Annotated in this window: 10 protein-coding genes; 4 read left to right on the top strand and 6 right to left on the bottom strand. The window is 43.6% G+C overall.

What is annotated here, in order from left to right; all coding sequences use genetic code 11:
• Nucleotides 1–210 precede the first annotated feature (210 nt).
• From J2Z48_RS09895 to yycF, 5 genes are read right to left on the bottom strand one after another with little or no spacing between them, the layout of a single operon-like run.
• A complete protein-coding gene (locus tag J2Z48_RS09895; RefSeq protein WP_307253118.1) occupies nt 211–1,017 on the bottom strand; it encodes an MBL fold metallo-hydrolase in 807 nt (268 codons plus the stop codon).
• 32 nt (nt 1,018–1,049) lie between these two features.
• A complete protein-coding gene (locus tag J2Z48_RS09890) occupies nt 1,050–1,820 on the bottom strand; it encodes a two-component system regulatory protein YycI (RefSeq protein ID WP_307253117.1) in 771 nt (256 codons plus the stop codon).
• A complete protein-coding gene (locus tag J2Z48_RS09885) occupies nt 1,790–3,274 on the bottom strand; it encodes a two-component system activity regulator YycH (protein WP_307253115.1) in 1,485 nt (494 codons plus the stop codon). The genes J2Z48_RS09890 and J2Z48_RS09885 overlap by 31 nt, the downstream gene beginning before the upstream one ends.
• Nucleotides 3,271–5,142 (bottom strand): ATP-binding protein, encoded by a 1,872-nt coding sequence (locus J2Z48_RS09880; RefSeq protein WP_307253113.1) that lies wholly within the window; start codon nt 5,140–5,142, stop codon nt 3,271–3,273. The genes J2Z48_RS09885 and J2Z48_RS09880 overlap by 4 nt, the downstream gene beginning before the upstream one ends.
• A gap of 2 nt (nt 5,143–5,144) precedes the next feature.
• Nucleotides 5,145–5,870 (bottom strand): response regulator YycF, encoded by a 726-nt coding sequence (gene yycF, locus J2Z48_RS09875; protein WP_307253111.1) that lies wholly within the window; start codon nt 5,868–5,870, stop codon nt 5,145–5,147.
• Nucleotides 5,871–6,275: 405 nt separating this feature from the next.
• On the opposite strand from yycF, the gene J2Z48_RS09870 reads away from it, so the two are divergent.
• The 3 genes from J2Z48_RS09870 to J2Z48_RS09860 all read left to right on the top strand — a co-directional run bounded on the left by J2Z48_RS09870 (nt 6,276) and on the right by J2Z48_RS09860 (nt 8,986).
• Nucleotides 6,276–6,890, top strand: coding sequence for a hypothetical protein (locus tag J2Z48_RS09870; protein WP_307253109.1), 615 nt, complete (start codon nt 6,276–6,278; stop codon nt 6,888–6,890).
• Between the two features lie 145 nt (nt 6,891–7,035).
• Nucleotides 7,036–8,400, top strand: a complete 1,365-nt coding sequence (locus J2Z48_RS09865) for an ATP-binding protein (protein ID WP_307253108.1) — start codon at nt 7,036–7,038, stop codon at nt 8,398–8,400.
• An 82-nt stretch (nt 8,401–8,482) separates the two neighbouring features.
• Entirely contained in the window at nt 8,483–8,986 is a 504-nt protein-coding gene (locus J2Z48_RS09860) for a YwhD family protein (protein WP_307253107.1), read from the top strand.
• Nucleotides 8,987–9,130: 144 nt separating this feature from the next.
• Here J2Z48_RS09860 and J2Z48_RS09855 read toward each other — a convergent pair whose 3' ends face one another.
• Entirely contained in the window at nt 9,131–11,152 is a 2,022-nt protein-coding gene (locus J2Z48_RS09855; protein WP_307253105.1) for a transglycosylase domain-containing protein, read from the bottom strand.
• 367 nt (nt 11,153–11,519) lie between these two features.
• Between J2Z48_RS09855 and J2Z48_RS09850 the strand changes: the two genes are divergently transcribed.
• Entirely contained in the window at nt 11,520–13,208 is a 1,689-nt protein-coding gene (locus J2Z48_RS09850; protein WP_307253102.1) for an alpha-helical endospore appendage domain-containing protein, read from the top strand.
• Nucleotides 13,209–13,224: the final 16 nt, after the last annotated feature.

The raw sequence follows: 13,224 nt of genomic DNA, 5'->3' as shown, positions 1-13,224 counted from the left end.
ATATTATACAATAACGTATGTTATCTGACTGCTACGATTCATTCCTTTGCTAATTAGCTACTGATTCTATCTTAACCTCTTTTTTGCGAGGAAACGTTTAGAATTTGTGGTCATTTCTTGCTAAGTTGCGTTTTTCCAGAATATACAAATAGGCTACGTGAAATACGAACTGTATCTCATATAGCCATATGGTCAGATAAAACGACTCCATCAACGCTTAGCTAAGCACCTGACCTCTCGCAGGGGAGTGGGGCGATCGGGATGGGTTTCGTGGAGCTGAAGGTCTCGTCCTATTTTTGCGCCGCCGTTTTCTAGGATTTGTTTGATAGTTAGATGGGCTAATTCGACTACGTTGTTATCTTGGCTGAGATGGGCGAGATAGACTTGTTCGCCGGCTCCTTTTAGGATTTCAAGTAGGGCTTCGCCGGAATCTTCGTTGGATAGGTGACCGAGATCGCTCAGGATGCGGCGTTTGATGTTCCATGGATAGGAACCCATCCTGAGCATAGATACGTCGTGATTGCTTTCCCAGATGAGGGTATCGACTCCGGAAACCTGATCGAGAATCCGTTGATTTACGTAGCCTAGATCAGTAACGATGGCGAGCGATTCGCGGTCCTCGTTTAGCCGATAGCCCATCGGGTCTGCTGCATCGTGTGAAATGGGAATGGTTTCGATATGTAACTGATCTAGGTCGAGAGTGGCTCCCGCTTCTAGGACATTTTGCAATGTAGCGGGAATCTCTCCAACAGACGAAGGGAGTGCATCCCATGTCTTCTCATTCATGTAGATGGGGAGTTGATACCGTCTTGCCATGACGCCTAGCCCTTTAACATGATCAATATGCTCATGCGTGACCAAAATAGCCGATAAGGTAGACGGATCTGCGCCGACTTGCGTGAGTCTCTGTTCGAGTTGCTTCCCACTCAAACCAGCATCCACGAGGATTCGTAAATCCCCTGACTCCACATATAGAGAGTTACCAGAACTCCCGCTCGCTAGAACACTAAATTTCATTTGATTACCTAACCCTTTTATTAGAGTGATTTTCAATTACTGGTAGCTGGTTGTACGTTACTAATACTATCAGAACTAGTTGTACCAATGTAGTAGAACTTCCCTCCAACCTTAAACCGCCAGATCGGGATCATAATCGAATCAGTGTCTTTGTTATACTTGTTGCGCTGATACCCAAGCTCGGCAGATTGAACAGTTGTTTTATTCATTTGCGGCAACAAACTAGCTAACGCATTGTTCAGCTGGTTCGGTCGATGCGACTGTGGTAATGGTTCTTTTAGTTCATAGTGAGCATACGAAATGGATTTCACTTCTTTTTTGCTATTAAACTTAAGCTTAATGGTTCCGTTAAAGATAGGAAATTTATCTTTTGACTGATAGATCATGATTTCACTACTACTTGTACCTTCCATCTTGTCAAAGTTATAGTCAGCCAAGTAAGGCAACCTTTCTTTTTGTAGAAATGCTTTTACTTCACTTGGAGTTTCTCCTACTCCGATTGAAGTAGATAGCTCTTTTTGATAGATACCGTCCCCTACAGGCTTCCAAGATAAATCGAGTAGCTTATCTAGCTTCGTTGTAACGCCGGTGTAGACGGCCATCTCATCGGGTACCTCTGTCTTTTTGTAAGAAAGCTTAATGTCATAAAATTGAGCGAGCTCTTCAATTTGCCGGTCGGATAGAGTGCTTTTCGCTACCCGCAAATCATTTTCCCGATAGTTAGCATAGAGAAGAGAGCCGAGGTACATATCTAAAATGAGGAAGGCAATGATTAGTATGGTTTTTGCTTTCCGCCAATCCATTGACCATCCTCCCCTACATAGAAAGTATGTTCCGAGAAACCAGGGCTACTATCCATTACGACCACTTTCCAGTAAGGGATAAGGGTAACCGTATTTTTATTACTCGCATTTCCCTGATCTGCTAGATATACCAACTGAATCTGTTTGATAGAGCCTAGATCGATCTTGATCTTCCTAAATGTGTTTTTTAACAGTTCCTTATCTGGTAGAGTAACTGACTGTGTTTTTCGATCAGCAGGTTTCCAGAAATCGAGCGAGCGGTGATATAATTTAGCATCCTCCATGTTGCTGTTGGAGATGTACGGTTCTGTACGGATAAACACAGGTGATACGTCGGGTTGAAAAGGATCTGATTGTCCTTTCCAATAGATAGGGATTCCGCTATCAAATTGCCTAAATTTCATTTCGCTGTTCTCAGAGGAAAGGTGTTCGAGGTGAAAATCGCCTGTCCATCCAAAATGTTTTTTTAGAAAATCATTCATCTTCCCTACCAACACCTTTGGCTCTGCTTTTAGAAGGTTGTCTTCGGATTCAATCAATTGTTTATTATATTGAATCTCATTTTTTATCTTGTCATAGAAAAGCGTTTGCCGCGTTCCATGGGCATAAATTTCCCAGCCTTCTCGCGGTTTTAAAGGTTGCAATCTAGGATCTTCAAAGAGTACTTTTTTTACGTCTTCAATTTTGATACTGGAAATCGTATACGTGATTTTGTCTGCCTTGACGGGCTGATCCGGTAAATAGTATAGGCTTCCTTTTGGCAAAATGGGGCCTGAAGCACTAGGATCAAAATTAGATGTTGCTTGATACAAGGTTTGAGGTTTTGCGCCTTGTATCAGCTTGGAAAACTCACTTTTGGATAAGGTTGTGTCTACCAGATAAACTTGAGGGTCTTGGGAGCGTGAGGAAATCAGATATAGCACAGCAGTCTCTTGTTCATTTGGAGCCGTGATCCAAACCCTGTCTACTTCTCTGACTGATAAGCTAGGGGGCGGAGATTTCCAGTTGAAAAAGGAACTTACTTGCTCCAGAGGAACGGCGTTATGATATTGAAACTCCACACCCGGTTGCATCAATATCTTTTTCCAATCCTCTGTATTTAGATCGACGGATCGGGCAGTTCCTAAGGTAGTTTGTGAAATTTGTTTAATCAATTTTTGATACGAATTCGGTCCCGTTTCACTGGTGGATAACATTGCAGGTAGAAAGCGAATCACAGACTGATCGTGTAGATAGGTAATCGGTGGAGCGGATAATTGATACGTCTCTTTTTCGTTAAATTCCTTTTCACCGACAAACTTAGGAATCATTTGGTAGTTGTTTTCAGTTGTCTCGGTCGAAAAGGCACTAGACAGCCAGAAAAAGGCCGTTTGCCAGATGCTTAACATCACAAGTGAAATCAGGAGGGTGGTTTTGATCGGCTCCTTGTATTTCTTCCAATATGGCTTTTTCATGAATGCACCCTCCTTTCAAATGGGGGTAGAGCAAAGAATACGGTAGTTCCTTTTCGCTCTTTACTCTCGATCCAAACGATTCCTTCGTGCGCCTTAATAATCTCTTGGACGATTGCGAGCCCTAGACCCGTCCCACCTTGTTCACGTGCGCGTGCTTTATCAACCCGATAAAAGCGTTCAAAAATTCGCTCGAGGTCTTTCTTTGGGATACCCATACCTGTATCCGTTATCGCTACTTCGATTAAGCCGTCTGGACGTAAACGGCTGGAAATCGTGACAGATCCTCCTTGGGGTGTAAACTTCACCGCGTTGGATAGGAGGTTGTCCAATACTTGATCCATCTTATCCCGATCAGCATAGATTCGAGGTAGCTCTTCGTCAGCGTGGCGCAATGTTAACTTAATCTCTTTTTGTTTACATTGGAAAATGAAGCGATCTGCTACATCTTCTAAGACATCTTCTAAATACATGATTTTCTTATCAAAGCGAGACTGTTTCGCATCGAGTTTCGATAACTGTAGCAGATCATTAATTAAGCGCGTCATGCGATCCGCCTCTGTCCTCGATACCTGTAGAAAGCGCACAGCGAGCTCAGGCTGCTCCAGCGCACCATCTTCCAGTGCTTCTAGATAGCTTTTAATCGTAGTAAGCGGGGTGCGGAGCTCATGGGAAACGTTGGCCACAAACTCTTTTCGCTGCCTGTCTAATCGCTCTTCTTCGGTTACATCTTTTAGGACCACGATCGTTCCGGTCGGCTTGTTTCGTTTCTGTTTGAGTGGTGTAAACGTTAGCTTGATATAGAGAGGATCATCTTGATCGTCATGCTGAACTTGGATCAAATTATGAAGCTCTTGTGTGATAGGGAACTGAACCGGCTCGGACAAGGGAAGGACACTGTTTAGCATTTCCCCCAACTTAATCTCTCGATTTAAGATTTGTTCGGAACGCTCGTTCTTCACGATAATCGCTCCCGACCGATTGGTAGCAATCACACCATCACTCATGTCAGAGAGGACGGTTTCCAGTTTCTCTTTTTCTTCCTCTTTCTGAGTGAGTGCAGTCTGTAAGTGGGATGCCAAATGATTAAATGCCTTAGCAAGCTTCCCAATTTCGTCGGTGCTTCTCACATCGACTCGGCGGTTAAAATCCCCTTCGGCCATTGCTGTTGCCTGCTCTTTGATCTCCTTGACAGGAACTGTAATCGTCCGGGTCATAATCACGATTAAAATACTTACGATGATCATAGCGTAGAAGGTTTGGATGATCAGTGTTTTAATGATAGAACGGATTAATTGGTAGGTCGTATCAAGCGGGTATTCCATATAAATCCGATCAAACTCAAAGTCTGGATTCGTAATATCAAGAGAGTATACCTTCATCAAGACATCTTGGCTTTTGGATGAAGGGCTTCGTCTGATCTCCTCTTGATTAAAAGGAAGGGAATGAACATACGGGTTTTTGTAACCAATTTTCGATTTCCCATCTCCTGTGGCGGCTACAATGAATCCGTTATTGTTCAGGATTTGCACATTAATTAATTGATTGTTTTTGGTTTGGAGGAAGACGACTCGTGCTAAATCCTCGTTTATCTTGTCTTTTAACACATTGGGATTTTCATCTTTTTTTCGATTGTGGATTGTTTCTTCAATTACTTTGGAAATAACGTTCTTTTGTCTGTTTAAGTCATTTGTTACATTGGTGAGTAATTGCTTTTCTAAGCGATCACTGAAATTAACGAAGATGACTTGTAGAGCTACGAGGATGATGAGTGCGAGGATGACCAGTAGCTTCCACTGTAGCCCGGTTGCATAGGCGAACCATCGCTCTGCAACATTTCCCTGCCTCACGGATTGGATCCAGTTTCTCATCCTCATCTACCGCTTGAGTCCTGATCTCGCAACGTATAGCCAATACCACGCCTTGTGATGATATACTTAGGTGCACCGGGATCATCTTCGATTTTCTCACGGAGCCTGCGGATCGTAACATCCACCGTCCGTACATCCCCGAAATAATCATATCCCCAGACAGACTGAAGGAGGTGTTCTCGAGTCAGAACTTGATTCACATGCTTAGACAGGAATAACAATAACTCAAACTCCCGGTGAGTCAGATCGATTGTCTTCGTTGACTTCTTTACTACGAAGGTGTTTGCATCGATGAGAAGTTCGCCGATTTGAATCCCCTGTACCGCTTTAGGGTCGATGATCTTATGGGAGCCAGTGGAAGAAGAAACATTGCGGCGTAAATTTGCTTTAATTCTGGCTAGGAGTTCTCGGTTGCTAAACGGCTTGGTTACATAGTCATCCGCACCGATCTCAAGCCCGAGGACCTTATCAATCTCGGAGTCTTTTGCCGTTAGCATGATGATCGGAAATTGATAATGCTGGCGAATTTGCCTACATACTTCAATCCCGTCCGCTCCAGGTAGCATAAGGTCTAGAAGCATGAGGTCAGGTGGTGTTTGGATTGCTTTCGAGATCGCATCTAATCCATCATGCACACACTCTACTTCAAATCCTTCTTTTTCAAGGTTAAATTTTAAAATATCTGCAATCGGTTTTTCGTCTTCTACTACTAAAATCTTGGCACTCATTGATTCAGCTCCCTTAGCTCGTTCAAACGATCTATGAATAGGATTATTTTCGCATACTCGTTTTGGAGAAACAATATTCTTTCAAATATGATCAGAAATTCACAAAATCAACTCAGATCTATATGCAAGAATTGGAAGACACGTAAGTTTCTATGAAGATGAAAGAGGTTCCGATCTCACAAACTAATATTATATTATTTTACCAGTTATGGGATATAATTGGCGACTACTTTGTTAACTGATAAGAAAATTACCTCGGTAAATGAATTTTTTTTTGAGTTTCGCAAATATACGAGCTGATTCGACAAAGTATCCTGTTGACTTATCTAACTGGATACTGCTACCATTATTATTAATTCAAGTAATTTAAAATTTTTTAATGCCATTTAGAGAGGTGCTAAAATTATGTCATCAATTACAGTTGGTGTATATTTAGGTAAAAAAGATCGTCTTGTGCGTTACTGGTATGAAATTCTTCCAAAGGGCCAGTTTCCTATGCTAGTTAAGTACTGTATCCAATCATATCTGCGAAACAATTATTTTCCGTTGCAATCGATTTGCGATGGTAGAATGTTGAAAGAGCAGATCCAGTCGAGAAGCGACTATGTTCCAACTCAACGTAACGTTACCTTTACTCCAGAAGATGGTCCGGTATATCAGTGGATTAAGAATTTAGAAAGTGGTTACCGTAGTGAAGAGATCAAAAATATCCTGAAAGAAACGGTTCTTCACACTTTGTTGAACGAGCAACCTGTTTTTAGCTCCCGCCCCTTCGGTCAAGTATATAACGACCCACAGCAACAACATGCTATGATGCAAGGACAAGCTGTACCAGCAGGTTACGGGTATGTAGAAGATCCACAAAAGGTAACGATGATCAAACGAGAGCAAATGCCAGCAGGAGTGGAAGACGGCTACCAAATGTGGGACAAGGCAATCATGCAACCCGCTGAAGGAGAGCAAAAGAAAGACCAAGGTCCTGTAAAGGGATATAACCATCTAGTCAATTATCTCGGTTAGCCCGTGCATGCAAACTTTATATGATCTTTTCTAAATTCCCTGATCTGACTGACTCGTCGAGCAGGGTTTTTTGTTTTTGTGGTGAAATGATTTCTAATCTAACGTACCTCATACTTTCTCTTCTAACATAAAGGAGCGCGCAACCATGACAGATAGCTTATTGGACGAAACGATCTCACTAGAACCCCTTCTCTGGGGATGCTTCATCGCGATATTCATTTATTATTATCTACATAATAAAAATAAGAAGCTACGGCGAAAAAATAACGAAATAGCCGAACAGCTCACCGCCTCTCAGCTTGAGATTCAAGAGATGAATGATGAGATTGAAGAGATATATCGCAGGGATTATCTAACCGGACTCTATAATCTGGGCGGGTTTCAGGATGCGGTGGTTCGTAGCTTGGAGAGAATGTCACCGCTACAAAGTTACCATGTAGTAAGTATCGATCTAGCTGACTTTAAACAAGTGAACTTACGAGAGGGTGTGGAATTTGGAGATCAGATTTTGATCGAAGTTGCGGGGCAGTTTCAAAGTCAATTGCCTACAAGTGTACACATTGCCAGATATGATGGGGATCAGTTTGCGATCGGTTTGACAGGGGATCATCATTATCTACGACGATGCGTGGAGATTATCGATAAAGTGATGGGCCAAGTTTGTACCGAGCGAGTGAATATCGAATACTGCATAGGAACCGCATCCTATCCAGCAGAATCAGCGAATGCGAGTGAACTGATTCGATTAGCAGAAAAGCGATTATCGATTGAGCAGAGACGAATGCGGGATAAAGAAGAAGAGAAACGGAGACATATGGAGAAATTGTCAGCAGTGGGGCAGTTAGCGGCTGGCTTAGCCCATGAGATTCGAAATCCACTTACCTCCATCCGTGGCTTTGTGCAGATATCCGCGGCCGAATCCACCGAAGTAAAGAAATGGGAATCGATCATCCTCCCAGAAATCGACCGAATCAACGATCTCCTGACTCAATTTCTAAATCTAAGCGAATCCAGACCTACCCGCTTTCAAAACTTCCATATGGACCAGCTAATCTCAGATATTTGCTCCCTCCTCAAGCCCAAAGTGATGCTAATGGGGCATGAACTCGTTATGGAAGCACCGAAAACCCCGATTTATATCGAGGCGGACCCGGAGAAATTAAAGCAAGTTCTCATCAATTTAATTCAAAACGGTTTAGATGCGCTAGTACAAAGAGGACGAGTGGATCTCAAGTGGTATGTGAAAAATAAGCGTTTATCGATTGAGATTCAAGACACAGGTGCAGGGATTAAGCCAGAGTTTATATCGAGAATATATGAACCCTTTTTTACGACGAAGGATGAAGGAACAGGGATGGGTCTAGCGATCTGCCATCGAATCATTCAAGATCATGGAGGCTGTATGCGAGTGGAGAGCCGCATGGGGAAAGGGACTACATTTCACCTATCGCTACCACTGAAACAAGAAACAGCTCAGGTGGAAGAAGATTGTGCATCGATTAGTGAATAAGAGCAAGTTATTGTTTGAACGATAACTATTTTCTATAATGGAATGATAATATAGTGTCGAGATGATAAAGCGAGGTTGATGGATGGTGGATCAAAAACCAAAGAACCAATTTAACATATTAAGTAATCGCAAAGCGACGACGCATGGCGACTATTACACAGGTACGTTGAATCTAAGCAACATGTCTTCTGTGTTGATCGATCATGATACAGCGAAAATTGATCTAGGTCTTATTCATGCGAAGAGCAAGATTGAGCGTGGTATTAAGTTTACGGCTGACGAAACAGAAGTTTCAGAGGGAAAGACCTATTATGTAGTCTGGGTTGCGATTGATCAAAACGAGCATGGGACCTTTTATGCAGGAGTCACAGCTTGCCCGATGGTGATTAACCATGAGACTCGCAAAGGCTGGAAAAATCTCGCCTTCCACGTAAATCGAATGGATGATGCCTTAAAGCGCCGGATTAAGGTAAGCGAATTAGGTGAAGTGGAGAAAGAAGCATTAAAAGCGCTATTTATCGATCATGATCAAGAGATGTGGGAAAATAGCTCAGACGAATTAAAAGATGCACTTTCGAATTCGTGAACGGAATGTGACATTTTTTTGTGACATATTGCGCAAGCTATTCTTCAGAGAGTAAACTTAATATGGTTTTCGGAACCATTTGCTAGGACACAAAAAAAGCGGACCCCGTTACAAAAAACGGATTCGCTTTTTTTGTGTCTTTTTTTAATTAGACCACCATTTCTTAATACGATCCCATAGAGACGGCTCTGGATTCGTGCTCTCTGGTGCTTGCGTGTACTCGGTTGGTTCCGTGCCGGCCATGAAGTACTCAAGCCGTGCATTTTTTTGGTCCGGGTGAGCTAACTTTCCGGACTCATCATCGATGTATACTGCTTTTACGCCACTTGGAACAGCAAAGATTTTACTCGGCTTCCCGAGAGTCGCTAGACCCATAAAGCGTCCCCATACATGTTGTGAGATTTTGGCTTGATTATGATTTAACTTTTGGTTTTGATCAAATCCGACCCATACAGTGGTCACTAAATCAGGTGTATACCCGACTAACCAGCCGTCCCAGTCCGTGGTACCTGTTTTCCCAGCGGCAGGATGAGCAAACATTTGCTGCACGCGATGACCGGTCCCACCTGTGTCAAATACGCTGCGCATCAGGGAAGTAAGCACATAGGTAGAGCTAGGCGAAAATACTTGCTTGGATTCAGGCTGATTTTGATAGAGAACGTGTCCAAACGAATCCACGATTTTAGAGATACCCGTAAGAGGCTTATGATCACCGTTACTCGCGATTGTGGTATACGCTTCTGTCATCTCATACGGAGTCACTTCATAGCTTCCGAGTGCTAACGAAGGCGTTGCATTCAGCGAGCTTTGGATGCCTAGTTTTCGTGCTGTCTCGATCTCTTGATCGATTCCCACCTGAAACTGAGTGGTTACCGCATAGATATTATCCGATTTAGCAATCGCTTCCCGCATCGTGATCGGACGCTGGGCATAGGTATCTTGAAAATTACCCGGTGTATACGTGTCTCCATTGTATGTAAATGCAGTAGGAGCACTTACCACTTTCTGCGTAGGGGGAATCCCTTTCTCTAGCGCGGTTAAATAGACGATCGGCTTAAAAGAAGAACCGGGTTGTCTTCGGGCAAACACACGGTTAAATTGTGATTCTTGATAACTCTTCCCGCCCACCATCGCTTTAATGGCTCCCGTATGTGCATCCACAGAAAGGAGTGCTCCTTGCAAGTTAGGGACTCGTTCCACCTGACTCACTAGGGATTCCTCTGCTTGTTTCTGCATCTGCTTATTAAGTGTTGTATAGATGCGCAAACCACCATGCCTCACTAATTCCTCATCAAAACCTAATTGGTTTACGGCCGTCTGAATGACATAATCCCGAAAATAGCTTGCTTTACTCTTTTGGCTAGGTAGCGGAGGTTGTAGAGCCAGTGTATACTGCGAAGCTTCCTTCGCTTGTTGCTTCGTAATCAGCTTCATCCCGGACATTTGCTCGATAATCGACCGTTGGCGCTCTTTGGCTCGCTGAAAATGTTGATACGGTGAATAGACCGATGGTCCTCGTGGAATACCGGCTAAAAAGGTGCATTCGGCTAGATTCAGGTCTTTGGCATCCTTGCGGAAATACTCCTGGGCCGCTCGTTGAATCCCGTACGCACCGTTTCCATAATAGATTTCATTAAAGTACATCTCCAATAATTCTTTCTTATTAAAATGGAGTTCAAGCTGTGTCGTCAGCATCGCTTCCTTCGCCTTGCGGGACCAAGTCCGGTCATGAGAGAGATAGAGATTTCTCGCTAATTGTTGTGTGATAGTGCTGGCTCCCTGAACGACGCGGAATTGCTTTAGATTTACGAGAAGGGCACGAGTAATGCCGCGAAAGGAAAATCCGTGGTGCTCAAAAAAATCACGATCTTCCGCTGTTAACGTGGCATCCACGAGATACTTCGGGATTTGTTCCAGCGATATTTTCTCGCGGTGCTCTCCCGCATCCATCTGATCTAGTACATTTCCCTGATCATCATATAAGAAAGTAGTAGCTGAGATGTCAGGGGGAGGTAGGGGCTGTGAGCGTAGATATAAAAGAAACAGGAACAAAACAACACAAAGAATCGCGAATCCGATGAATACGCGTTTTATCCAGTGGGCGCTTCGTTTATACCATTTGTAGACTTTTGTTTGTTCAAGCGGTGATTCTACCTGGATTCCCATTCTAGTTGTCGCTCCCTCTCGCTACCAATGTCCTAGAGTACATATGTCGGCGAGAGTATTATGCGGAAGTAACAGGGAGAATATACCTATTTTGATTCCAAAGAGCCATTATCTATGGAATTTGAGATGAATCATGAGTCTAGATAGTAAGAATTAAAACGGTAGACGATGTCATGAAGGATGACGTTGCCTACCGTTTTAATTTTAACAAACTAGAAATGAGTTCTTTTAAAGGGCTCTTTCTTAGGTTAAATAGAGAAAATCACCTAAATGTAATTCTAACTATGAAATTTGGGATAAATGCATTAGTTCAGATGATAGTAGTCAAGCATACCAATATTAGGAATCATTTGGAAGGAGGTATAACATGTCTCAAGCTAATATCCCTAATATTTCACCTAATATTTCCGTTACGCTAGACGATGCAGTGAATTTGCTACTATCATCGATTGCGTTAGAAGAGCTAGGTCTAAGTCATATTATTAACGCCGAGGGAGAAAAGCTCCAATACGTTCTCGGAACTCTCCCTGGAGTGTCAACCACCTTTCAAGCCACGATTACCGACCTACTCAGGATCAATGAAAGTGTTCGTGACACGATTAATGTCATCGGAAAAAAAGAATGGACTTTAAACGAGAAGTTAGTAAATGTGTTAGCCACAGACGTTTTGAGAGGACCAACGGGATTTGAGGGACCTACGGGACCCACAGGACTAGTGGGGCCTACAGGACCTACGGGACCCACAGGACCTGAAGGACCACTAGGACCTCAAGGATTTCAAGGACCTCAAGGAGCTACAGGCGAGACAGGCGCTTTTGCTACAGGTGGATTCTTATTCCAAGTTCAAGGAAATTCAGGTGCAGATGGAAGTGTTCCAGTCAATTACGGAGATAACCTAAACTTTCTATCCGATACGCTGGTAATCTCGGTAACACCTGGTTCTGCCAATGTAAGGCTAGAGCTTCCTACAGGTGAACACGGACCGACGGGAGATCTAGGACCTCAAGGGTTTACGGGACCCCAAGGATTTACGGGACCTCAAGGATTTACGGGACCGCAAGGATTTACAGGACCGCAAGGATTTACGGGACCTCAAGGGTTTACGGGACCCCAAGGATTTACGGGACCGCAAGGATTTACGGGACCGCAAGGATTTACGGGACCTCAAGGATTTACGGGACCGCAAGGATTTACAGGACCTCAAGGGGAAACAGGACCTCAAGGATTTACAGGACCTCAAGGATTTACGGGACCCCAAGGATTTACGGGACCGCAAGGATTTACAGGACCGCAAGGATTTACAGGACCGCAAGGATTTACAGGACCGCAAGGATTTACAGGACCGCAAGGATTTACGGGACCGCAAGGATTTACGGGACCCCAAGGGGACACGGGACCGCAAGGATTTACGGGACCGCAAGGATTTACGGGACCGCAAGGATTTACGGGACCGCTAGGATTTATAGGCCCGCAAGGGTTTACGGGACCGCAAGGATTTACGGGATTCCAAGGATTTACGGGACCACTAGGATTTCAAGGACCGCAAGGATTCCTAGGACCGCAAGGATTTATAGGACCGCAAGGATTTCAAGGACCGCAAGGATTCTCAGGACCGACCGGACCGACCGGACCACCAGTTGCGACTGCTTATCGATATGTTGTTGTTCGTCAAGCTGCTGTTTCAGTCGCTAATAATGCTTTTGTACAATTTGCAAATAATTTCGGTTCAGCTAATACGCCATATGCTGCACCTAATATAACCATTAATGTCCCGGGAATATATAAAATCGCTTTTCAAGTTACTACAGCGGCGAACGTGACCAATCCAATCCAATGGACTGTAGCTATTAATAGTACTCGTATTCCTCAGGGAGAATTTCATATACAAACAACCGACGGCTCCGGAAATCTTCAAGTATACGGAGAGTACGTTAGGGCTATGACTGCTGGGCAGACAGTTTCTGTACAAAATACTTCAGGAAACTCTCAAACCATATCAGGTGCAAATGGGAGTGAAACAAATGCCTTTTTAAGTGTAATGAGACTCGGAGGATAATAGATCATTTGAAAGG

The organism is Croceifilum oryzae, from assembly GCF_030814315.1.
Taxonomy (GTDB): Bacteria; Bacillota; Bacilli; order Thermoactinomycetales; family Thermoactinomycetaceae; genus Baia; species Baia oryzae.
The sequence above is the reverse complement of the archived record's forward strand: the minus strand, read 5'-3'. Positions and strand labels throughout refer to the sequence as shown.